The sequence below is a fragment of the Streptomyces sp. NPDC001744 genome, assembly GCF_042892575.1.
Taxonomy (GTDB): Bacteria; Actinomycetota; Actinomycetes; order Streptomycetales; family Streptomycetaceae; genus Streptomyces.
The window spans coordinates 383,994-408,227 of sequence record NZ_JBIAUG010000001.1 but is presented as its reverse complement, the minus strand read 5'-3'; the positions used below and the strand labels follow the sequence as shown (position 1 = coordinate 408,227).

Below are 24,234 nucleotides of genomic sequence, written 5' to 3'. Positions count from 1 at the left end.
ACGGGCCCGGGGGGCCTGTGACCTGACGTGAAGACCAAGGTAATGTGCGCTACCCAGCTTTGGTACCCCGGCCCCTCGGAGAGGTGCGGCCACCCGCCATGAGTGAAACTTCGGGCATATCGAGCCCCGGTCTCTGTCGTCTTTCGGTCAGAACCCCCCGGCGTCTCCTCGACCTCGCGGTCCCCGTGGACGTCCCCCTGGCAGACCTCCTGCCGACCCTGCTCGACCACGCGGGCGAGGAGCTCGCCGAGGAGGGCATCGAGCACGGCGGCTGGGTCCTCCAGCGCCTCGGCGGGGCGCCCCTCGACGAGGAGGGGACCCCGGAGTCGCTGGCGCTCCGCGACGGGGAGACCCTGCATCTGCGGCCCCGGGTCGAGGCGCTGCCCGAGATCCACTTCGACGACCTCGTGGACGGGGTCGCCGGCAGCATGCGGGAGCGGCCGCACGCCTGGACCGTCCGCACCGGCCGCTGGACGCTGCGTGCCGCGGCCGTGCTGGTGCTGGCCGCCGCGTGGGTGGTCTGCGCCCTGCCCGGCGGTGACGGGCCGACCCGTGCCGCCGTCGCGGGCGTCACCGGCCTGCTGGTCCTCTTCGGAGCCGCCGCGGCCTCCCGCGCGGTCGGGGACTCGGCCGCCGGGGCCGCCCTCGGCGCCTTCGTCCCGCCCTTCCTGGCGCTGGCCGGAGCCCTGCTGCCGGTCGGGGAGGCCGACGGCGGCGGGCAGCTGACCGGGGCCCGGCTCCTCGCCGCGTCCGCCGCGGCGGCGGGCGGCGCGGTCCTCTCCGTCGCCGCCGTCGCCGCCTTCGTCCCGCTGCTGCTGTCGATCGCGGTGATCGCCCTGGCCGGGGCGATCGCGGGCGTCCTGATGCTGACCCTGGACCTCGCCCCGGGCCCGACGGCGGCCGTCGTCGCCGTGCTCGCGGTCGCCGTCGGCGGCCTCGTCCCCGGTCTCTCCTTCCGCCTCTCCGGCCTGCGGCTGCCCGCCCTGCCGTCGAACGCCGAGGAGCTCCAGGAGGGCATCGACCCGCACCCGCACGCGCGCGTCGTCGACCGCACCGCGCTCGCCGAGCAGTGGATGACCGCCCTGTACGCGGCGGTCGGCCTGGTCTGCGCGGCCGTGCTCACCGCCCTGGTCCTGGACGACCCGGACGGCCCGGCCCTGGCCACCGCGGGCACCCTCTGCCTGCTCCTGCTGCTGCACTCCCGGAACATCGGCAACGCCTGGCAGCGCACGACGGTCTTCCTGCCCGGCCTGTACGGGCTGCTGCTCGCCGTCCTCACCCGGGCGGCCGGGCTCGCGCCCGACGGCCGGCCGCTGCTGCTGGCCGGCCTGCTCGCCCTGGCGGGCGCCACGGCGGTCGCCTCCTGGACCGTGCCGGGCCGCCGACTCGTGCCGCACTGGGGCCGGGCCGGGGACATCCTGCACACCTGCGCCGCGGTGGCGCTGATCCCGCTGGTCCTGTGGATGCTCGGCGTCTACGGCGCCCTGCGTTCCGTGTCCGGCTGACGAGGGACCGTCATGCAGTCCAGAAAAGACCAGGTCCAGGCCCACATGTTCGTCATGGGGCGGCTCGTCAGCGGCATGCTGCGACAGGACCCGGACGCGCCGGAGAGCCCCGTGGGCCGCACCAACCGGGGCCTCGCCTGGGGCATCGGCCTGGGAGTGGTCCTCGTCCTCGGCTTCCTGCTGTTCGGGATGATCTCCCCGGCCGGCACCAAGTCCTGGCGGACCGAGAACGCCCTGATCGTGCAGAAGGAGACCGGGACCCGCTACCTGTACCTCGACGGACGCCTGCGGCCCGTGCTCAACTACGCCTCGGCCCGGCTGCTCTCCTCCGGCGACCCGCGGACCGTCACCGTCTCCTCGGCCTCCCTGCGCGGCGAGGCCCACGGCACCCCGGTCGGCATCCCCGGCGCCCCGGACGCGCTGCCCGCCCCCGGCGACCTGGAGAAGGGCGCCTGGCAGGTCTGCGCCGTCCCGGCCCCGGCCGGCACCGTCCGGCCCGCCGCCCGCACCTCGCTGCGGATCGGCTTCGAGGCCGGCGGCGTGTTCCCCGGGAAGGGGGAGGGCGTCCTCGCCTCCGGCCCCGACGGACACACGTACCTGCTGTGGTCCGACCACCGGCTGCGGATCGGCGGACACGGCGCGCTCCAGGCCCTGGGCTGGTCCGGCGCCCCCGTCACTCCCGTCACGGCCGCCCTCCTGGACAGCCTGCCCGCGGGCGCGGACCTGGTGGCGCCCGAGATCGACGGCAGGGGGACGGAGTCGGGGACGGTCGGTGGGGCCCCGGCCCGGGTGGGCCAGGTCTTCGCCCTGTCCTCGCCGGGCACCGACCGGCAGTACTTCCTCCTGGAGAAGGCCGGCCTCCGGCCGCTCACCCCGCTGGCCGCGGCCCTCGTCCTGGGCGACGAGCGCACCGCCCGCGAGTCCTACCGGGGCGCCGTCCCGGCGGCCCTTCCGCTGACCGCCGGCGAGCTGACGCGGCGGCAGGCGGCGGGCGGGGATCCCGCCGGTCCCGCCGGCTGGCCCGGCACGCCCCCGGCCGTGCGGCCCGCCGCCGGCACGGCCCCCTGCGCCCAGATCCAGCCGGAGGGGCTGGCGCCCCGGGTCCGGCTCGCCCTGGTGGCGGAGGCCGGCACCGCGCCGGTTCCGGCGTCCGGGCCCGGGATCGCCCCGGCCTGCCTGCCGGTGGAGGGCATCGCGGTACGGCCCGGCGGCGGTGCCCTCGTGCAGGCGCTCGGCGCCGGCGGCGGGGTGCGCGGCACCACGACGTACCTGGTCACCGATGTCGGCGTGAAGTACCGGCTGGCGGAAGCCACCGCGGTGGACCGGCTCGGCCTGAAGGGCGGGCACGCCCAGGCCGTGCCGTCCCGGCTCCTGGACATGCTGCCGACGGGCCCGCGCCTGGACGTCGCGTCGGCGAAGGGGCTCGTACCGCCGGACGGCACGGGGGAGTTGTCCCTCTCCGGGGCGAACTGCGGGTGAAAGTCCGGGGTCCGTCCGGGGTCCTGCCGGCAGGACCCCGGACCCGTACCCGTAAGGAACATCAGAAGAAGCTCAGAAGACCCCTCAAGTCGTTGCCCGCGTCGCCCTGTTCTCCTTAGCATCGGGAACCTCCAGACGAGCGTTCGACTCTTCCCCCTCGTCAGCCCCGTCCGTGCGTCAGACAAGGACTCCTCCCATGACGACTCCGCCGCCCGTCGGCAACACCCAGACTTCGAGTCAGAGCGAGAACCAGCGCGCCTACAACGCCCTCTGGCAGGCCAAGGACGGTGTGGGAAGGTCGCGGGCCGACGTCGAGACGGTCATGAACGGCCTGATCAACACCTACGGCGGCAGCGACGGCACGGCCTTCCGGGAGCTGCTCAGGAGCTGGACCGACGAGGTCGAGGTGATCACCCGGAGCATGGGCGACCTGATGCAGAAGCTCACCGAGACAGGCATGGCGCAGACGCGCACGCAGTCCGAGATCAACGAGTTCATCGAGGCGGCCAAGCGCACCTCGCGCTCCCAGGGCGCCGAGGCCCGCCTCGGCGGCTGATCCCCGCCCCCGCCCCCGCCCTCCCCACCCGTCACCCCGCCGAGGAGTCCCCGATGTCCAACTTCTACGACAACAAGACCGACGGCGTCATCCACGTCCAGTACAAGCACGTCGACAACGCCGCCGAGGACATGCGGATGCAGACCGAGGCCATCAAGAAGACCGTCAAGGCGCTCAACGAGGAACTGGCCGGCCTGCGGGCCGCCTGGCAGGGCACGGACGCCGGCGTCTACACCGAGAAGCAGGGGGAGTGGAACGCCGCCATCGACCGGCTCAGCCTGGTCCTGCAGAACAACAGCTCCCTCCTGAGGCAGATCAGCGACACCTACAAGAAGCACGAGAACACCAGCACCAACAACTGGTCGAGCGTCCGCATCCCCGGCGCCTGACCCGCCGCCGTCCCGCCGTACGACCACCGCGGTGCCCCCGCCCCGCAGCCCGAGGGAGAGAGCGCATGGCCGAGAAAACCGATCTGTCCCACCTCGACGTCGAGGCCCTGGAGCGGTTCCTCAGGGTCGAGGGGCAGGGCATCCCGATGTTCACCAAGAGGCTGGCCGAGCTGGGGGCCACCGAGTCCAAGACCGGGCACCTGTCGCTGTACCTGCTCGCCCTGATCATCGACACCCCGACGGCGGACATCGCCTCCGGCGGCCCTGCGCTGGGCAAGCTCCTCACCGAGATGAAGGCGGAGTCCAGCAAGGAACTCATGGGCAAGACCCTGATCGCCAACCTGAAGACGACGGCCCAGAGCCTCGGCAACGTCCTGGTGAACCAGAAGATCCTCTTCGAGAACATCAAGAGGGAACTGGAGTTCACCATCACGGACATGAAGGCGGCCAAGGAGACCAGCCTCGAGGACATCGAGGGCCAGAAGGCCATCGACGAGTGGCCGTCGATCCTGAACCCCGCCGCTCCCACGGGCGGCGTCACCCCTCCCAAGTGACCTCCGCCCCGCTCCGCCACCCGTCCTCCCCGCATCCCTGAAGGAACCGCCGCCATGCCCGACCCGGCCGGAGACAAGACGACGCGGGCCGAAGTCCTCGCGACCCAGCTGACCGGCTTCCTCGGGCCGACGCGGGAGAAGGTCGCCGGGATCGGCAGCACGGCCGACCAGGGGTCGGCCGACGGGGGCGGGTGGCTGCGGGCGAAGATCGAGAGGGAGGGCGCTTATCCGTCCCTCAGCAACCCGGTGCCCAGTCCGCTGGAGAGGGTGGTCAAGTTCTACGACTGGGACCACAAAACCAACCTCGTCAACGGGTATTTCAAGGTCACCCTGTCCGTCCCGTGGAACGAGAACGGGAACGACTTCAGCGACAACGGGTACGCCGGAGCCTTCGACCACGGTTACGAACAGGCCCTGAAACACCTCGTGAGCCAGGGCAACACGAAGAACTTCACGCACTCGTGCACCGGCATCCCCCAGATCACCAAGGAGGACGCGGTCGACCTGGGCTCCCTGCTCCCCTCGGCGAAGGCGTTCGACGAGACGCTGACGTTCTTCACCGACTACGGCACGGAGCTGGACAAGTGGGTGAAGGACCTCGGGGGTGAGGACGCCGCCTGGCAGGGCTCGGCCGCCGACGTGTTCCGCACGCTCGTCACCGGCGTGCGCCACGGCTACAAGGACCTCCAGGAGAGGCTCACCCCGTTCGGCACCCCGCCGGACCCCCTCCCGTTCGACACGACCCAGTACAAGGCGACCTCCACCGTCGGGCAGGAGATCCTCCGGTGCGCGGTGGACATCCACAAGGCGGCCTCAGCCTTCGCGACCGCCTGGACCAACTGGCTGAACGCCGCTCCGGCGGGCGCTCCGGCCGGTGCGACGGAGAGGACGTACATCCCCACCTACTACCTCAACGTCGAGGTGGACAAGGCCGTCCAGTACCTCAATGAGAACAACATCGGCAAGGTGCATCACGACTCGAACCAGTACGGAACGTACTCGCTCCTGCCGGGATTCAGCATCTACCACCCCCTGTACGGCGACCTCACCCAGCAGGAGGCGTGGCGCAACGTCGCCCGGCAGGCGTACAAGGCGTGGCTCGCCAACGTCGAGGCGACGCTGGACGTGGCCGCCACCACCCAGGCGCGGGCCGTCAACGACGCCCTCCGGAGCGTGCAGGCGACCACCTTCACCTTCAACCCCGGCTTCACGGACCTGAAGTCCAAGTTCGTCGAAGAGGCGACGAAACAGAAGCAGAAGGAGCTGGAGGACAAGCAGAAGGAGCTCGAGGACAAGAAGAACGAGCTGGACAAGAACGCCGGCAAGGACGGCCCCAACGGAGGCGGACCGCCGCCCCTGGGCCCCAACGGCCTCGGCGGTGGCCTCGGCGGCAACAAGGACCTGGGCGGGAACGGCAAGGACGAGAAGGGCGGGCAGAAGCCCCCGGGCCTCGACACCGGCGTCAAGCCCCCGCCCCTCCTGGACCCCAACAACCTCACCGGCGGCAAGGACGGCTTCGGCACCGGCAACACCGTGCGCACCCCGGACGGCTCCACCATCGTCCGCAACCCCGACGGCTCGTACACCACGACCTACCCCGACGGGCGCAAGGAGACCACCCCCGCCGGCACGCTGCCGCCCCTGCTCCAGCCGAACCCGACCGGCCCCGGCCCCGGCACGGGCAACCCCGTCGCGCTGCGGACCGTCAAGGGCCCGGACGGCTCCACCACCTCGTACAACCAGGACGGCTCCCGCACCACCACCCACAAGGACGGGACCACCACCACCGTCACCCGCGACGGCACGACCACCACGGTCAACCCGGACGGCTCCACCACGGTGCTGCGCAAGGACGGCAGCCAGACGATCACCTACCCGGACGGCACGAAGACCACGTTCCGCCCGGACGGCAGCAGCGTCACGCAGTACAAGGACGGCACGGTCCAGAACCGCGCCACCGACGGCACCCTCACCACGACCGACCCCGAGGGGAACAAGAAGGTCACCCGCCCGGAGCCGGGGCAGAGCATCCAGAACCCCGACCGCTCGACCACGACCTTCGGCAAGGACGGCTCCACGACGACGGTCCACGCCAACGGGACCAGGACGACGGTGAGCCCCAACGGGACGATCACCACGATCGACCCCGACGGCACCAAGACCATCTCCCACCTGGGCAAGAACACCTCGACGATCGAGTACGCCGACGGTTCCGTGGCCACGGTGGACAAGGACGGCACCGTCATCACCACCTACAAGGACGGCTCCTCCACCCGGCTCGCCCCCGACGGCACGTACACCACCACGGAGTCCGGCGGGCAGAAGAAGACCGAGCACCTGAACCCGCTCGGCGGGAACGCGGGCGCGGAGACCAAGCACAACCCGGACGGCTCCACCACCACCCGCTACCCGGACGGCACCGTCGACCACGCGCTGAAGAACGGCGGCCACAAGATCACCTATCCGGACGGGCGGACGGTCACCACGGACGCCGACGGACGCACGGTCTCCGTGACCGGCGGGTCGGGCGGTTTCCGCACGTCCTCCGGCACCGGCCGCTTCACGGAGACCCCGGACTACTACGACTTCCTCGACGGGAAGAAGAAGATCTCCGTCCCTCCGCCCAGCAGCGGATACGGCGATTCCGGGCGGATCCCGCTGCTGTCCGCCAACCCCCTGGGCCCGGGCGTCGGCTTCCCCACCTCCCCCTCCGGCCTCTCCGCCGCCACCGCCGAACGCCTCCGGACCACGACCGCCGGCGAGGTGACGGCCGGCCGCGCCCGCGCCGCCCAGATCGCCGCCGAGGAGGCCGTCGCGATGCGCCGCCCGGCGACCACGTCCGGCGGCATGCCGATGATGCCCCCCATGGGCGGCGGCATGGGAGGCGCGGGCGGCCAGGGCACCCAGAGCGACGAGCGCGAACGCTCCACCTGGATCAGCGAGGACGAGGACGTCTGGGGCACCGACGAGGGCGGGGTCGCGGGAGTGATCGGCCGGTGAACAGCCCCGCGGGGCGCACCCCGGCGGCGTACGAACGAGGAAGAAGAGGTACGGGACGATGAGCAACCCCCTGGAAGAACGGCTCGCGGAGGCCCTGGCGGAGTTCGAGGAGACCCGGGCCCGCCTGGACGAGGCCGCGGCCGAGGCGGCCCGGATCTCCGTGACGGTCACGTCCAAGGACCGCACCGTGGAGGCGACCGTGGGAGCGCAGGGCGAGCTGACCGGCCTGCGCTTCCCCACCTCCCGCTACCGCACGATGGCCCCCGCCGAACTGGCGAACGTGCTGATGGGCACCATCGCCTCCGCCCGTTCCCAGGCCGCCTCCCGGCTCCTCGACGTGTACCGCCCCTTCGGCCCCGTCCCCGGGCTGAACCCGGACGCCGAGGGCGGCTTCGCGCCCGTCGAGTGGGACGAGCTGCTCGCCCCGCTGCGGCTCGACCCCGAGCTGGTGGTGCCCTCCTCGCGGTCCACCGCCACCTCCGGCGGCGCCCTGCTCGACGAGCTGGTGGACGACGAGGAGAACACCGGGGCCGCGGGGGAGGAGACGGCGCGATGAGCGAACTGAACGTCAACAGCGGCGGTCTCGACAAGGGCGGCGAAGCCGTCAAGAACGTGGGCGAGGAGCTGAAGGTCGCCCGCGACGAGTACATGGACAAGATCACCAGCTACCGGGGCTGCTGGGGCACGGGCGAGTTCGGCGAGGCCTTCGCCAAGAAGTACTACCAGGGGCTCGGCTTCGTCGTGGAGGGGAGCGAAGCCCTGGTCGAGGCGCTCAAGGCCAGCGGGCAGAGCCTCACCGACACCTCCGACCGCTTCAAGAGGACCCAGGACGGCATCACCGGGAACATCGACACCCACACGAAGAAGCGCTGACCCGCCATGTCCCTGCATTTCCCGCCCGAGTGCGCCTGGCTGTTCGCGGCCCTGACCGGCGAGATCCCGCCGGACGGCGACGAGGACAAGCTGTTCGCCCTCGCCGAGGCGCACAAGGGGCTGCACGGGAAGCTCAACGGGGACATCCAGCGGCTGGTCGCCGAGGCCCTCGGCTACACGCGGAAGAACTTCGAGGGCACCGCCGCCGAGATGTACCAGGAGGCGATGAAGTCGTTCCTCGGCGGCCAGAAGGGGCTCGACTACTTCAACGCGGTCACGGACCAGGCGGATCTGATCGCCAAGTTCACCCGCAAGAGCGCCACCCAGCTCCAGTACACCAAGTACATGATCATCGCCCAGCTGGTGGAGCTGCTGGTCGAGGCAGCCGTGGCGGCGGCGCTCTCCTTCTTCTTCGGCGCCTCCATCGCCGCGTACCTCCAGAAGCAGGCGATCGTCCGGCTGATCATCCGCACCCGTCTCGGCCGGCTGCTGGTCGCCCTGCTCATGCACGAGATCATCAACGTCGGCATGGGCGTCGTCATGGACGGCCTCTCCCAGTGGATCCAGCTCAACCAGGGCACCCGTGACGAGTGGGACCACGACCTCACCAAGGCGGCGGCGCTCTCCGGTGCCGTCCAGGGCCTGCTGGCGGGCCCCTTCCAGGCACTGGGCAAGCTCTTCAACAAGGGCCTCGCGAAGCTGTTCGGCGACGACGCGGGCGGGCTGATCGGCAAGAAGCTGGACGACGTACCGCCGCCGAAGAACAAGCTCGGCGGCGACCTGCCGCCCCCGCCGAAGAAGACCGCCGGGGACCTCGGCCCCACCCCGCCGCCGAAGGACAAGGTGGGCGACGACGTCGTTCCTCCGCCGGCCAAGGGCAAGGGCGACGACGTCGGCCCCCCGCCCCCGCCGAAGGGCACGGGCGACGGCGCCGGACCCACCCCGCCGCCCAAGGGCACGGGCGACGGCGCGGGCCCCACTCCTCCTTCGAAGAGCAAGGGGGACGACGTCGGTCCTACACCGCCGCCGAAGGACAAGGTGGGCGACGACGTCGGTCCCACCCCTCCTCCGAAGGGCAAGGGCGATGTCGGCCCCACGCCGCCGCCGAAGCCGTCCTTCGGCCAGGACGTCACCGACAACTTCCGCAAGAACCTCCCCGGAGTGGCGGGCCCGAACCCGGAGAAGTCCGCACGCGACTTCATCAAGGGGATGGGCGACACCTTCGAGAACCACCTCGGCAAGGGGACCCGCGAGGTGGGCGAGAAGTGGGCCGAGACCCTGCTCTCGAAGACCGGCCGGCCGGACCTGCCCGACGCGTTGAAGAACGTCCTGAAGCCCCTCGACGACACCGTTCTCGACAAGAACATGCGGGACGTCCTGACGAACGGCACCGCCGACGCGATGGGCTCCAGCATCATCAAGTCGATCCGCGAGCACGGCGTGACGGGTCTCTTCGAGGGCGTCCACGCGTCCGTCTCGGAGGGCACGTACAACCTGCTCTTCTCGGACGAGCACAGCTTCAAGACCTCCGGCCTGACCTTCGGCTCCGGCATCGTCGAGGGCCGGCTGGGCCACCTCCTGGAGACCGGCGGCGAGAAGCTGGGCCTCGGGATGCGGGACTCCCTCGGCATGAAGGCCCCGGACTTCGGTACTCCCGGCGGCGCGCCGGGCCCCGTGCCGGACGCGTCGGACGTGTCGGACGCGTCGGCCGACGCGAAGCCGGAGACGGTCTCCTCCGGGGACCTCCAGGATCTCCAGGACCTCGCGGTCACCGACGACGATGACGAGTCCGACCTCCAGTACCTCGATGTCGGTGACGAGACCGCTCGGGACGAGGAGCAGCACCGGCCCGGGGCCGCTCCGGTCGCCACGACCTCGACGGCGCCCTCGGCCCCGTCGACCTCGTCGGCCGCGACCGGTCCGCAGAACACCGCGCCGTCCACCACCCAGAACACCCAGAGCACGTCCGGGAACCAGAACCAGGCTTCCTCCGGGCAGCGTTCGGAGACGCCCCCGACCAAGACGGACGCCAAGGGCACGAACGGTACGAACGGCGAGAGCGCCTCCAGCGCCCCCGTACAGCCGTCGGGCCTCTCCACCGAGACCACCACCACGTCCACCGAGACCACCACGTCCACGGAGACCCGCGAGAACACGGCGGAGACGGAAGAGAAGGAGGCGGCGGCGGGGGAGACCGAGGCGAAGCCGTCCACGGCCCAGGTCCCGACCACCTCGTCGTCCACGACCGAGTTCCTGGTCGAAGGCACCCTGTCCCCCTCGTACGACGAGCCGGTGTTCCCGACGTCGCAGACGAGTCCGGTCGACGAGATGGAGATGGTCTCCCTGTCGTCCCGCCCGGAGGGGAACAACGCGCAGACGGTCACGGAGTCCTCCCCGGAGGCCACCGCCCCCGCCACCGTCCAGTCGAACGCCCCGGTTGCCGTTCCCTCTTTGTCGACCGAGTCCTCGGACCTCCAGGGGGACCTTCAGGAGGCCCTCCAGGAGGACCTTCGGGAAGAGGAGCCCGCGCCCCAGGTGGTCGTGCCCCCGATTCCCGTTCCCCCGGTTCCCGCGCCTCCGCTGCCCGGACCTTCCACCGGCGGGCTTCGGACGACCGGGAACCAGGCGCCGGGGAACCAGACGCCCGAACCCCTGACGAACGACACCCAGGACTCCCGGACGGACGAAGAGCCGAAGCGGAACAACCCGGCCGACATCCCCCTCCCGCCCCCCTCGGCCACCGAATCCACGGATCTCCAGGAGAGGCCCACGTCCCGAACGGCCGCGAGCCCGACAGGGGGAGAGCAGACGCCCGGCTCCCCTGTGCCCGTGCTCCAGACGGTCGGATCACCGGTTCCCGAAACCCTGACGGTCGAGACCTCGGAGACCGGGGAGCAGACGGTCAGCGCCCCGTCGACCGCGCCCCGGACGACCGATTCCTCGGAAGCCGGTCACCAGGACTCCGAAACCCTCGAAACCGAGGCCCAGGAGGTCGAGTCTCAGGAGGTCGAGGTTCAGGAGACGGAGCCTCAGGAGGTCGAGTCTCAGGAGGTCGAGGTTCAGGAGACGGAGCCTCAGGAGGTCGAGTCTCAGGAGGTCGAGGTTCAGGAGACGGAGCCTCAGGAGGGCGAGGTCCAGGAGGCTGAGGTCCAAGAGACCAAGTCCCAGGAGGCCGAGGTCCAAGAGACCGACACCCGTACGACTGGCATCCAGGAGACCGAGAACCGGGAAGACGACACCCAGGAGGCCGAAACCCAGGGCCTCCAGAGCCCGGTGGTCGTGACCCCGGCGCCCAGAAGCCAGACACCCGAACCCCTGGCGGCCGAAACCAAGGGCTCCCGGGCCGAGACGAACGAGAACCAGGAGGCCGAGGTCTCCGCGGTCGAGACCCAGATGCCCGGATCTCCTGTGCCCGTGCTCCAGACGGTCGGATCACCGGTTCCCGAAACCCTTTCGGTCGAGACCTCGGAGACCGAGGAGCCGAAGCGGGACGATCAGGCCGACATTCCCCTCCCGCCCCTCCCGGCCACCAAGTCCACGGACCTTCGGGAACACCTCCGGGAGGAGCCCGCGCCCCTGGAAACCCAGGTCCGGACGGACGAAGAGCCTCAGGCGCAGACGACCGAAGAGCACCAGGCACAGACGACCGAACTCCAGGCGACCGACGTCCCGGTGACCGACCAGTCCGCCCAGAACGACCAAGCCCTTCAAGTCGAGCAGGCCGAGCAGGCCGAGCAGGCCGAGCAGGTCGAGCAGACCGAGCAGACCGAGCAGACCGAACAGGTCGAGCAGACCGAGCAGACCGAGCAGACCGAGCAGACCGAGCAGACCGAGCAGACCGAACAGGCCGAACAGGCCGAGCAGACCGAGCAGACCGAACAGGCCGAACAGGCCGAGCAGACCGAGCAGACCACCCAAGACAACCTGGCCGACCAGGAGAGCCAGGAGAGCCAGGAAAGCCAGGAAAGCCAGGAAGGCCAGGAGAACCAGGAAGGCCAGGAGAGCCAGGAAGGCCAGGAGAACCAGGAAGGCCAGGAGAACCAGGAAGGCCAGGAGAACCAGGAAGGCCAGGAGAACCAGGAGAACCAGGCCCCCCAGGTCACCCAGGCCCCCCAGACCACCCCGCCCCCCTCCCGCCACATCCTCGCCTTCGGCCAGGACGGTCACCCGGGAGTCGGCGGTGTGCAGATCTCCCCGATCGCGGACGACGTGATCTCGTCCCTCCGGGACAGCGTCCTGGACTCCCTCGGCGTGCCGCCGGAGCGCCGGGCCGCGATGCAGGAGCAGCTGCAGGCGCTGATCACCTCGCAGACGCTCATCGACAACCGGCACATGCTGATGAGCCGGGACGGTCACCGGATGACGGTGGACGACGACGGCACCGAACTGTCGTTCCACCTGAAGGTGAACCTCTCCGGCCCCCGCCCGTCCGTGCTGGCCGGCGTCACCGGCGCCCTGCCGACCCACAACAACGAGCAACGCCAGACGGCGGCCTCCTCCCAGAGCCGGCAGAACGGTACGACCCTCTACCGGGGGTTCTCGATCCCGACCCTCTCGCTCACGATCCCGACCAGCGAGCCGTCGTCCTTCGTCACCGGTTACCCCGTCGGGGGTTCCCTGAGCTTCACCCACTGGCAGCTGGCGACGAGCAGCACCCGGACGGTGAGCGTAAACAGCACGAGCCTGCACCGGAGTTCCGAGCCGGCGCATCCGTACGACTACAACGCCACCGTGCAGCTGAAGGGGCCGCACGACACCACGTGGACCCGGCCTGCGGACCTGTCCCCGTTCACGATCACGGCCTGGTTCCCCGAGCACCTCAAGACGGACCGGGACGCCGCCGAGGAGATCACGGTCTTCTGGGACAGCGATGAGGCGCTGAGCAGGCACCTCGACGCCACTCCGGTCTGGGCGCTGGACTCGCTCTCCGATCCGGGCCGGCTGCTGCGTACGGCGAAGACGCAGTTCGCCTCCCAGCTGGCGGACCTCTCCCCGGATTCGCTGCGGGAGGTCGAGCAGTTCTTCGGGATCGAGCACCAGCTCGGCGCCCTGCCCCTCCAGCGCCGGAAGGGCACCGACGACACCAGGACCGTCGGCACCCTCTCCCCGGTCCTGGTGGACGAGAGCGGCGCCGCTGTCGGCATGTTCCGGATCGTCGCCGACGTCACGCACCAGCCCGACACCCCGAACTCCCGCCGTGAGCCGGGGGTGTGGGTGCCCGACCGCTACAGCTTCGAGCGGTACGTGGAGCGCCAGGTCAAGCAGGACACCCTGCGCAAGATCACCTCCGGCTTCAGCGTCGAGGGCTTCGGCGGCGTCGGCCTGCACCAGGACGCCTCTCCGGTGAACAAGGCGTTCCGCGACTTCGGGCTCGGCGGTCAGATCCTCGGCAAGGCGAACCTCGGCTGGCAGAAGGACAACTCCCTCGGTACGGGGACGACGCACAGCACCAACCGCAACATGCGGGCGTCCGCGGCCAACGTCCTGTTCCCGGCCCTGGTCTCCTACCGCGTGGAGTTCATCTCCTCCGAGGGCACCGTGACCGAGGCACCCGGTCCCGTCACGGTGGAGGCCCGGATGCGGGCCCTCGGTCAGGCCCCGCCTCCCGCTCCCGTCCGCCCCCCGTCGCCGGACTCCTCGTCCACGGCGGTCGCGTCGGGTTCCTCCGCGAGCACTCCGCCGCCCCCGCCGCGGAGTTCCTACCCCGACGATCCCGTCGCCGCCCTGCCGGAGAACCTCGCCGGCCTCCGGGGCGTGGGCCTCACCGTCACCCCGCTGCACCTGAGCGGCACGGGCCTGACGACGGCACTGGACCAGGCGCGCGGCTGGCTGCAGGAGAACGGTTTCCTGCCCAAACCGGGGCTCACCACGGCGGAGAACACCCGGAACCGGCTGGACAATCTCCGCAGCTTCGACCTGCTCACCGGTGAGGCGGCCCTGCTGGCCTCCGTCGACGAGCTGACGGACGGCGGGCTGCGGCTGCCCTTCACCACGGTCAGCCCCGACGGCCGGGTCCGCCAGGTCGAGGTCGTCCTGCGCCTGGAACGTGACGAGACCGCCCCCGTCGTCCACCGGACCACCCTCGCGAACGTGTTCGTCTCGAACTCGGGCGGCCTGACGGACACCAGCAACAACCAGCAGTCGAGCACGCTGTCCTGGAACTTCGGCCTCGGCGGCGACATGTCCCAGCAGGGCGTCATACCCAACCTCGCCGCCGGTCTCAAGGCGGGTCCCCAGACGGTCTGGTCCAGCGCTCCCACCACCTCGTTCGGTCACTCCCAGTCCGTCCGGCCCGTCACCTCCGAAGCGAGCGAAGCCCGCGTGGAGGTCTTCCGGTTCCCCGCCCGCCTGCGGATGGAGATCCTGGAGAACGGAACTCCCCTCTCCCTGCCCGGGTCCGCTCCCTCCCCCCTCTTCGTGCCCGCCCCGGTCCCCGTGCCCACGGCCTCGTCCTCGCTCACGCCCGCCCCCGGGCCGCTCTCCACGACCGTGCCCATGTCCACGACCGACGACGATCCCGCCTCCGTGGTCCTCGACCTCGCCGTGCCGCCGAGCCGGTACGTGTCGGACGGGACCCTCCGCCCCGAACACCGGGACGAGACGGTGGTGCTGCCGGACGGCTCCCAGGTCGACGTGCTCCTCGGCAGCGACGCCCTCCAGCAGGCCCTGGCGGAGGCCCTGCGCCACCGGCCCACCGACGATCCCACCCATCTGGGCACCGGCACCCGGCTGCCTCCCGCGCACCAGCAGGGCGCGGGGCTGCCGCTGCACACCGGGGACGTGAACCGGCCCGCCCCCTCCTCGGCGCTCCGGCGGCTCGCGGAGTTCGCCGAGGCCGCGAAGCGGGTGCTGGGCCTGTCCTCCACCGCCCCCGTCACCGCCCCGGCCTCCGGGGACACCTCCCCGCCCCGCCCCGTATCCGGCTACGAGAGCTCCCTGAACCACCAGGTCAGCCCGTCCGCGCTGCTCGCCAGGTCCCACCAGATGAGCAAGGGCGTGTACGTGATCGACGGCCTCTTCGCCCCCGGTCTCCTCGGGGACGAAGAGGTGGCCGTCGAAATACGCATGGTGCTCAAGAACCCGGTCGACCTGGGGCCCGTCAGCCAGTTCGGCGAGACGGACCTCTCGATCGGCCAGGGCGGCACCAAGCAGACGAGCCGGACGCGTCTCGCCTGGGAGGCGAGCGGAGAGGTCGGCGGCAAGTTCGGGGTCGTCCGGCCGGACGCCGACACGCCGGCGCCCTCCAACCCCGTCACCGGCACCCTGTCGGCGAAGGGCGCCTACGGCCGGGGAACGGCCCGCACGACCACGGAGTCCTCCTCCCTCCAGGTCGTACGCGTCGCGGCCGAGAACAGCACCCAGCGGCGGATCCGTGCGGACGTGGAGTACCAGGTGACCGTCCTCCGGGGGACGAGCACGCTCAACGTCTCCCACGGGGTCTCGACCACGCAGGCCCCTCCGGTCCTCGTCCCCGGAGGGATCGAGTTCGTCGCCTCCAAGGAGCAGATACAGCGCGACGGCGGGGTGCTGAGGGACTTCCTCCCCGCCGACGAGCAGGCCGTCCCGCCCGGGACGGGCATCCCCCTGCCCGTCCGCTTCCTCCGGTACGGAGCGCTCGGTACGGACGCCGTCCTCTCGGTGGTCCCGCTCGGCCACGACCCGTCGCAGCAGCACGTACCGCAGGACGTACCGCAGGACGCGCGGGCGACCGCGTCCCAGGACGAGGGGAACACGCACGCCCCGGCGAACGGCCGGGAGGAGCCCCCGTACCACCTGCTGCGCGATCACCTGACCGCCCTGGTGAACGAGCGCGCCCCCGGCGCCCTCGTCCCCGGCGACCACCGGTACGTCCCCGGCCTGCGGACCATGATCGCCGAGTACACGTCGGCCGCCGCCCTCGCCGAACTCGTCGGCCGGGGAAAGAACCCGGACGGCACCCCGTCCTCGCTTCCCCCGCTCACCTTCCCGTACAAGAGCGTGTTCGGGACCACCACGCTGTCCCTGACCGTCACCACCGAGTTGGCCATGAGCGAGCGGGAACTGGCCGCCCTGCGCGGCCGTTCCGCGCCGTCCGGCGCGGAGCTGGAGTACTACTCGCAGCACCGTCCGCTCGACACCGGCACGAGCACCGCGCGCACCACGAAGTGGTCGGCCGGGGTGTCCGGGAGCGTCTCCTTCCCGCTCGGGGGCGTCCCCATGAAGGCGTCGACGACACCGGGACTCGGGGTCTCCCAGGCCACGACCGTGGCCAACGCGACGGTCGCCGAGAACCGCGCCTGGGGACGCACGAACGGCGGCACCGAGTTCGACCTCCGCTACCGGTTCACCGCCGCCCTCGACGTCCCCGCGTACGTGACGGGCAGGCCCGTCACGTATTCCTCCCCCCCGGTCGAGGCCAGGGTCACCCTGCGCCTCGGCGGCGACCAGGGCCTCGGCCCCGCCACCCCGGACACGGTCCAGGACCTCCCCCCGGAGGTCCACACCCCGGAGACCCTTCCCCCGGAGGTCCGGGAGCGCCTGGAGCGCCATCCGAAGCTGCGGCTCCAGGAGGCCGTCACGGTCACCGCCGTCACGAACATCGAGCAGCTGAAGGAAGCGGTCACCCAGGTCGCGCCCGGCCTGATCGACGCGAAACGGCCCGGCGCCACCTCCCACGAGACCGTCGCGGTCCTGTTCACGGATCTGCTCCGCAAGAACGTCTCGACCCTCGGGCCGACCGGTGCCGCCACCGCGTTCGGCGGTTCTCCGGGCAAGGGGCGGGTCGACCTCGACCTCCGGATGAGCAACCCCCGCCTGCTCGACCGGACCATGGGCGTGACCGGCGACCACACGCGCGTCACCGGTACGACGTCCACGACCTCCTCGGCCACCACCCGCACCTACTCGTCCCCCTTCTCCCTCACCGGACAGCACAAGTTCACGACCCCGCTGGCGCCACCGCGGAACGAGATGAGCCTCGGCATCGGCGCGACGGTGCCGACGCTGCACCACCAGACGATCCCCGGGGGCCAGGGCGGCGGCGTCGGGACGACCGCCCGTCTCTGGACGAAGATCGGCTCGGCCGGACGGCAGGACGCCCAGAGCGGCATGAAGACCCACGAGGTCGTGGTGGACACGCTCACCACCGTGACCGGGACCAAGGGCGACGAGCGGCAGGTGACCGGCACGGCGGTCATCCGCGTCCCGGAGCAGGTGCTCCTCGGCCTCGGGGTCCTGCCGGACGCGGACCGCGGCAACGGCGTCTGGGACCTGTCCGCCGGTACGCGCGAGGCGGGCGGGACGGACCCCGTGGCCCACGCGTCCCGGGTGGACGGCCTCGTCGAGACGTGGCTCCGGGACACGGACCAGGACACCCCGCGGCCGGAGCTCCAGCTGTGGCTGAACCTCGACGCGGCCCTGGACCGGGACGCCGCCCGGACGAACGCGGAGGAACGGGCCGCGCGGTTCGCCGTCGACCACGGGCGGACCGTGCACCTGGTCTTCCAGGACGGGAACGGCACGTACCTGACGACGTACGGCCCGGACGGCGCCGAGGTGACCAGGCAGGCCCCGCCGACGACGGCCGGCTCGACGGTTCCGGCCAATGTGCAGGTTCCGTCGGCTCCGGCCAATGTGTCGGCCTCGACGGCTCCGGCCAACGTGTCGGCTCCGTCGGCCTCGACCAATGTGTCGGCCTCGACCAATGTGTCGGCCTCGACCAATGTGTCGGCCCCGGCCAACGTGTCGGCCCCGTCGGCTTCGGCGTCCCCGGCCAACCTGTCGGCCTCGGCGGCCCCGGTCCCGGACACCCAGACGACCGATACCACCGACACCACCACCGAGCAGCCCCCTCCCCGCGAGAAGGGCCGGCTGGTGGAGAATCCGGTCCGCCCCGGCGAGCTGACCCCCTTCCGCGGCGCGAAGAACACCGTGGTGCACACCGAACGCTTCGACCCCAAGAGGGGCCAGGAGAATCGGCCCGCCGGCCGGCTCAACGGCTCGTGGACCCTCATCCGCAACAGCGTGCGCCGCGAACAGCTCGCCGACGGACGCACGGTGCGGCACTTCTTCGTCACCCTGCCCTTCAAGCTCGCCGACGGGCTCACCACCGGGGACCTCGCCCAGCACCGGGACCGGATGCAGAAGACCCTCGACCAGCACGTCAACCGCGGTTACCGGCTGCCGGGCTCCGGCGACCAGCTGTACGTCACCGCCGAGTTCGTGCACGCGCCCGACCACAGCGAGGCCGTCACCCTCTCCCGCACGGACTCGCCGGCCCGCGCCGACCAGCTCCACTGGGACGTCAACGACAGCGACGCCACGATCACCCACGAACTCCTGCACTACCTGGGCCTCGCCGACGAGTACGTCGACACCGACGCCGACAGGGACAACCGCCACCTCTTCCGGCGGGACGAAGGGGCGAGCGGCGTACGGACCGAGGGCCTGATGGTCCGCCCCCGCGAGGAGACCCTGCGCGAGTTCCCCCAGGACTACCTGCGGACCATCGAGACCGTCAGCGACAACGCGGTCATCCCCCTCCACACCGCCCCCACCACCGTGCCCGCGGACCGGGAGGACCTCGCCCCCGGCCGCGACGAGGGGTTCGAGGGGCAGAGCAGCCGGGCCCCGTCGAACACGACGGCCCTGCTGTCCTCCACGAACGCCGCTTTCGAGGAATTCGTCGGGGAGAACACACGACCTTTTTCACCCCTGACGTCCGATGAGTACCGCCAGAGGATGAAGGAAAGTCACGAGGGAAACCACGAGATCTCCTACGTCGTGAACGCGATCGTGGGCAGGAAAACGTTCATGGAGGGGAACGCTCTCGAAGAATTCGTCGACTGGGTCAAGGCGGGTCTCTCCGACGACATGCGCGACCGGGTCATGATCGTTGTCGGAGTGAACGACCTCGGTTACGCAAGTGGTTTCAAGACGAAAAAGGCGAAGGAGGAGGAAGAGGCGAAGTTCAACGAAAGGCTCGAAAAGGCGAAGATCGGAATTCCCGTCGCCGCGGTCGCCATGCAGCTGAACAGGTGGGGAGCCGGCAAGTTCCCGTACGGCCGGGCCCGCAACCTCACCATGACGAGCGAGGCCACCTTCAAGGCGATCGATGCCCTGGTCGCAAAGAAAACCCACCCGTACGTGGCCTTCATGGACTTCGACGCCTACAAGCACACCACCCCCGACGGCCTGCACATCTTCGACCACTTCTCCAAGGAGCTCGGTTTCGAGGAGAACCCTCTCCTCGAACTTTCAGAACCTCTTCCTGCCCCCCTGCGCCCCCTGATGATGTCCGGGGGCTACAGGGCACCGCGCCCCGGGGAGTCCGATCTCTACCAAAAGCTGATCAATGAGACGAAGGAGAGGTGGCCCGAAGAGAAGGCCGAGGTGGAGAAGAGGCTGAGGAAGAAGAACCCCACCCTGGAACTGGGTGATTTCCCGTCGGAAGGGGACCTCGACACCCTGATGGAAAAGTTCGTCCAGAAGGTCGAACACGACATGCGCGCGCGGGACAGGCTGGTGTCCCAGTCCCCCCTCCTCCCCTACTCGCCCGAGCCGAACCTCTTCGTGGACGCTCTGGCCGTCATGCTGGAGGAGAACGAAGCCGAGGGACGCCCCCCGGTCCGTTTCGGCGACGCCAACGCGGAGTTCGAGGGCCTCGCCGAGAACCTCGCCAAGTTCGCGGCCTGGGAGATCGGGCAGAGCTACCGGAACGACACCGCCCCGGAGGCCCCCGGCGTCGTGACGGAGACCCCCCTTTCCACCGCGAGGGGGACCGCCTTCCACGCCTCGTTCCGGACCACCACCCAGACCGACCTCTCCCGCCTGCTCGTCGGCATGGCCGTGTCCTGGAAGGTGAAGTCCCTGGAGGTCGGCGGCGACCTGAGCGAAACGCATTGGGAGGAGATCCAGGTGGCCCAGAGCCACACCTCCCCGGTTCCCTACCTGAAGCTCTTCCACGAGGCCGCCCACGGCGACAGGGGAAAGAACCAGAAGAAGCTCGCGGACCTCCAGGACAGCGGGGACGCGCTCCGCCTGAACTTCTCCGCCGACGACCCGTGGACGAACTTCCCGGGGCAGGACGCCGAGGCCGCCGGCAGGGCGAGGGAGGTCCTCGAGGAATTCGCGGGCAAGAACCTCATGACGAAGGTCTCCCGCACGCGCACCGACGAAAACGGCATCGGCCTCCCGAACGACTCGGCCAGCAAGGTGCGCCACGCGATCAACCTGCTGTACTCCTCCGACGAGGGACACATCCAGCGCAGTTTCCACGAGGTGGCCACCGCCTACCTCATCGCCGAAACCACCGAGGAGACCCCGCCCCCGGAGTCGGACGGCACCGTGGCCCCCACCGGCGCCGCGCCCGAACCCGCCCCCTTCCAGCGGCGGTTGAGGGCCCCCTACGGTTCCTTCTTCGCCGCGCTCACCGAGGCGTTCCTCCCGGACGGCCAGCCGTACGCGCCGGCGGACCTGCCTTCCCCGAAGGACCCGCCCTCCCCGGAGGACCTGCGGGGGCACGCCGGCCTCCAGAGCCTCAGGACCGCCCCCGAGGTGCGGAGCATGCTCACCACCCTCTACGAGAACCACCGCACGACCGACAGCGCCCGGCGGCTCCTCGCGGATGCGGCGACAGCGGGCCTGCACGTGAACGACCTCACCGCCCGGCTCTTCACCGGACGCCTCCACCCGATGGAGCACCCGCTCGACCACTACCGCTTCCCGGACACGGGCGACGGGACCTCCTCGGCGAGCAGGCCCCCCGTCTTCTCCCTCGACGCGTCCGCGGCCTTCCTCCTGGAGCTCTACGCCGACGTGCTCGGGCGTCCCCTGGAGGTCACCGCCCCCGACGGGACGACCCGCGGCTTCGGCCCCGAGAGTGGCCTCCCGCCGATCCGGGTGACCTGGCGGGACGGCGTGGGCTGGCGCGCGGTACGGCCGGCGGACCAGCAGGAAAGTCCGGAGAACCCCGGGGAACCGCAGGGGTCCGGGAAGAAGCCGGGTTCCCCGTCGGACATTTCCCCCCTCGCCCAGAGCGCCTTCGACAAGCTCACCGGCGGCCCCTCGTGACCGCCCTCCGCACGGGTGGAGCGCCCATGATCGAATCGGAGCCACCGAACAGGGGAGGGCGCATGCGACAGGGTGGCGGCGAACGGGTGGAGAGCGCTCCGGACAACCGGCCGGGAGGGCTGCTGCGGAGACTCGCCCGCCGCCGGAACGCCCCTGCCCCGGCCGTCGCGGAACCCGCCGCGCCCGGCCCCGGGGCGGCTCCCGCCGGGGCCTCCGGAGGAGCGGCACCGGAGGCGCCGCACACCGTGCGGGACGACTTCCCCCACCGGTACCTCCTGCGCTCCTCGGCCGCCCCCGACTCACCGGTCCGCGCCCTCGTGCGCGCGCTGCCCGCCGACCCCCGGCGCCCCGCCGTCGTGGTCGACGTCCCCCAGGCGGCCGCCGGGAACCTCGGCGGGGAACTCGGCGCGCTGCTCGCCCGGCTGCGTGACGAGGAGCCGCTGTCGCTCCGTCTCGTCCTGTCCGGTGCCGCCGCCCCGGCGGGCGAGGACGGACCGCTGGCCCAGCGCCTCGCCGACGCCTGGAACGTGACCCTGGAGGCCCCGGACGCGCCCGCCGTCCTCGCCCCCGGCGGCCTGCTCTACGTCACCGAGCCCGCCACCCCCGGCGGCGGCTGGTGGCGCTTCGCACCCGGGGAGGCCCCGGAGCCGCTGGGTGCCCGGCTGCCCGCACCGCGCTGGCAGCGCGCCCTGGCCAGGGTGCCGCTGGGGCCGGTCGGCGGGAGCGTCGTCCGCGCCGTGCCCGCCGGCCTCGCCCTCGCCCCGGCGGACTCCGCCCCGCCCCGCCCCGACGAACCGGCCTACGCCGTCGCCGTCCACCCCGACCGCCCCGCCGTCCTGCTGGGCGCGCCGCGCGCCGAGCCGGTCGCGGCCGAGGACCTCGCCACGCTCCTGGTCTCCCTGCCGTCCGAGGTGCGCCGTACGCTGCGGCTTGTCCCGGTGGACGGGCGCGACGCGACCGCGCTGGCCGAGGAGGTGTGCGACCTCCTCGGCACGGAGCTGGAGGTGACCCTGGGCCTTCCGCTCGCCACCGAACCGACCGAACCGACCGAACCGTCCGAGCCGGCCGAACCGTCCGGGGGCGGCGGGGCCGAGGACCGGGACGGGGCCGGGACACCCGTGGAAACCGTCCGGCTGGTCTCCGCCGAGGGCGAGTTCGCCTGGCCCGCGCCCCTCGCCGCCCTCCTCTGCTTCCCCCTCGCCGCCGACGGCTCCCGCCCCGCGCCCCGCCCCACCGCCTGGACGCTCCCGGAATCGGCGGGAGTCCCGGAGCCGGAACCCGCGACCCTGCGGATGCCCTCCGGGGCCCGTGCGGTGGCCGTCCGCTCCGGCCTCTGGATCGGCCCCACGGGCGAGCCGCCCGCCGAGGTCCGGGACCGGGCGGGCGAACCGCGCGTCCTGCGGGTGGAGATCGCGTCGGACTGCCTGGCCGGAGAGGCCGTTCGCGCGGCGACCCTGCGCGATCTGTCGGCGCTCGTCGCCGCCCTCGCCCCGGCGGCCCGCGCCCACGCCGAACTCGCCGTCTCCGGGGAGGCGGGGCCGGAGGCGGTCGCCGCCCTGCGCCGCTTCGCGGTCCGCGCGGGCCTCTCCCTGGCGGCCGTCCCCCACCCGGAGACGCCCGGGGCATCCGAGGAACCGGCCACGGCTCCCGCACCCCTGCCGCCGACGACGGAACAGGACGCGCACAGGAGCACGGGCGCGGGCACAGAAGCCGACACGGAACCGGGCACGGAGCCGGAACCGGACGCGCGGCCCGCCGGAGTGCCGGACCCACTCCAGGTCCCGGCACCGGCCCCCGTCCCGTCCCCGGCACCGGCCCCCGTCCCGTCCCCTCCGGCGGTCGCGACCTCTTCGGCGGCCTCGGCGGCTTCGGCGGCCTCGGCGGGCACGGCGGGCACGGCGGCCCCGGCCGTATCAGCCGTCTCCGCACCCGTGCCTGTGCCCGCCCAGCCCACCGCGTCCCCCGCACCCGCTCCCGCGACCGCGCCTCCTTCCCGTCCTTCCCCTCCTTCCCCTCCTCCCTCTTCTCCCCGCCCCTCCCTTCCTTCCCCCTCCGCACCCGCTGTCGTCCCCGCCTCGGTGAGCCGCACGCGCCGGCTGCGGGAGGAGTCGGCCGGGGAACCGGACCGGCGGGCGTTCCGGGAGCTGGCGGCGAAGGTCTGGGAGGAGCACAGCGGGCCCGTCGGGCAGGCGCTGATCCGGATGCCCGCGCTGCGCGGGGCGGACGAGGACGCGGTGCGGGCGGACCTGATCGCCGTACGCCTGTACCTCTCCTCCGCGCCCGAGGACCCGTTCGGCGCGCGCGCCCTCGCCGCCGGGGGCGAGGAGCTGCGCCCGTACGCCGGCTGCCTGGCGGCCGGGCTGCGCCGACTGCCCGCGCTGCGGGGCACCCTGGTACGGGCCGCCGCGGAACCCTCCGTACCGGACGAGGTCGTCCCGGGAGCGGTGCTCTCGTGCGACGCGCCGCTGGACGCGGTGCACCTGGAGGCGCCGGGCGCACCCCTGCCGCCTCCGGACCGGGTCCGCTACGTCATCAGGCCGACGACCGCCCGGCGCACCTCGGTCCTGTCCCGTGACGGAAGCGGCGTGCAGGCCCTCTTCGCCACCGGTACGGAGTTCACGGTGCTGGCCCGGCACGAGGCCGACGGCGAACTGCCCGCACGCGTCCTGCTGGCCGAACTCCCGCCGGACGCCGGGCGGTTCAGGGCCCCCTCGGCCGGGGTCCTGGAGCGGCTCGACGCCGTCGCGGGCCGTCCCGGCTCCACGGGGGCGGCGCCCTGGCCCGACCGGTGCACCGGCCCGTTCCTCCACGTCCCGCCGCCCCGCTGA

General features: G+C 71.9%; 10 protein-coding genes. All 10 read left to right on the top strand.

All coding sequences use genetic code 11. The annotated features are described in order from the left end of the window. Positions 1 to 98 precede the first annotated feature (98 nt). The 10 genes from eccD (at position 99) to ACFYZY_RS01885 (ending at position 24,234) form a co-directional block, all read left to right on the top strand. A complete protein-coding gene (eccD, locus tag ACFYZY_RS01930; protein WP_388688638.1) occupies positions 99 to 1,505 on the top strand; it encodes a type VII secretion integral membrane protein EccD in 1,407 nt (468 codons plus the stop codon). A gap of 12 nt (positions 1,506 to 1,517) precedes the next feature. Next, positions 1,518 to 2,984 (top strand): type VII secretion protein EccB, encoded by a 1,467-nt coding sequence (gene eccB, locus ACFYZY_RS01925; protein ID WP_388688636.1) that lies wholly within the window; start codon positions 1,518 to 1,520, stop codon positions 2,982 to 2,984. Between the two features lie 196 nt (positions 2,985 to 3,180). Beyond that, entirely contained in the window at positions 3,181 to 3,540 is a 360-nt protein-coding gene (locus tag ACFYZY_RS01920; RefSeq protein ID WP_388688635.1) for a hypothetical protein, read from the top strand. A gap of 53 nt (positions 3,541 to 3,593) precedes the next feature. Continuing rightward, the gene (locus ACFYZY_RS01915; protein ID WP_388688633.1) at positions 3,594 to 3,929 is read left to right on the top strand and encodes a WXG100 family type VII secretion target; all 336 of its coding nucleotides are present in this window, start codon (positions 3,594 to 3,596) and stop codon (positions 3,927 to 3,929) included. Between the two features lie 65 nt (positions 3,930 to 3,994). Then, complete coding sequence (locus tag ACFYZY_RS01910) at positions 3,995 to 4,483, top strand: type VII secretion system-associated protein (protein ID WP_388688631.1); 489 nt, start codon at positions 3,995 to 3,997, stop codon at positions 4,481 to 4,483. Positions 4,484 to 4,537: 54 nt separating this feature from the next. After that, positions 4,538 to 7,483: an AAWKG family protein gene (locus tag ACFYZY_RS01905; protein WP_388688630.1), complete on the top strand. Its 2,946-nt coding sequence runs from the start codon at positions 4,538 to 4,540 to the stop codon at positions 7,481 to 7,483. A 58-nt stretch (positions 7,484 to 7,541) separates the two neighbouring features. Next, on the top strand, positions 7,542 to 8,039 hold the full coding sequence (locus ACFYZY_RS01900; RefSeq protein WP_388688629.1) for a YbaB/EbfC family nucleoid-associated protein: 498 nt from the start codon (positions 7,542 to 7,544) through the stop codon (positions 8,037 to 8,039). Then, positions 8,036 to 8,356: a hypothetical protein gene (locus ACFYZY_RS01895; RefSeq protein ID WP_388688628.1), complete on the top strand. Its 321-nt coding sequence runs from the start codon at positions 8,036 to 8,038 to the stop codon at positions 8,354 to 8,356. The genes ACFYZY_RS01900 and ACFYZY_RS01895 overlap by 4 nt, the downstream gene beginning before the upstream one ends. Before the next feature lie 6 nt (positions 8,357 to 8,362). After that, a complete protein-coding gene (locus tag ACFYZY_RS01890) occupies positions 8,363 to 21,406 on the top strand; it encodes a hypothetical protein (protein WP_388688626.1) in 13,044 nt (4,347 codons plus the stop codon). A 62-nt stretch (positions 21,407 to 21,468) separates the two neighbouring features. Beyond that, positions 21,469 to 24,234, top strand: coding sequence for a hypothetical protein (locus ACFYZY_RS01885; protein ID WP_388688624.1), 2,766 nt, complete (start codon positions 21,469 to 21,471; stop codon positions 24,232 to 24,234).

Bases quoted from the DNA above. Each gene is read 5' to 3' on its own strand.
- eccD (WP_388688638.1), top strand. From the start codon at position 99: ATGAGTGAAACTTCGGGCATATCGAGCCCCGGTCTCTGTCGTCTTTCG.
- eccB (WP_388688636.1), top strand. From the start codon at position 1,518: ATGCAGTCCAGAAAAGACCAGGTCCAGGCCCACATGTTCGTCATGGGG.
- ACFYZY_RS01920 (WP_388688635.1), top strand. From the start codon at position 3,181: ATGACGACTCCGCCGCCCGTCGGCAACACCCAGACTTCGAGTCAGAGC.
- ACFYZY_RS01915 (WP_388688633.1), top strand. From the start codon at position 3,594: ATGTCCAACTTCTACGACAACAAGACCGACGGCGTCATCCACGTCCAG.
- ACFYZY_RS01910 (WP_388688631.1), top strand. From the start codon at position 3,995: ATGGCCGAGAAAACCGATCTGTCCCACCTCGACGTCGAGGCCCTGGAG.
- ACFYZY_RS01905 (WP_388688630.1), top strand. From the start codon at position 4,538: ATGCCCGACCCGGCCGGAGACAAGACGACGCGGGCCGAAGTCCTCGCG.
- ACFYZY_RS01900 (WP_388688629.1), top strand. From the start codon at position 7,542: ATGAGCAACCCCCTGGAAGAACGGCTCGCGGAGGCCCTGGCGGAGTTC.
- ACFYZY_RS01895 (WP_388688628.1), top strand. From the start codon at position 8,036: ATGAGCGAACTGAACGTCAACAGCGGCGGTCTCGACAAGGGCGGCGAA.
- ACFYZY_RS01890 (WP_388688626.1), top strand. From the start codon at position 8,363: ATGTCCCTGCATTTCCCGCCCGAGTGCGCCTGGCTGTTCGCGGCCCTG.
- ACFYZY_RS01885 (WP_388688624.1), top strand. From the start codon at position 21,469: ATGCGACAGGGTGGCGGCGAACGGGTGGAGAGCGCTCCGGACAACCGG.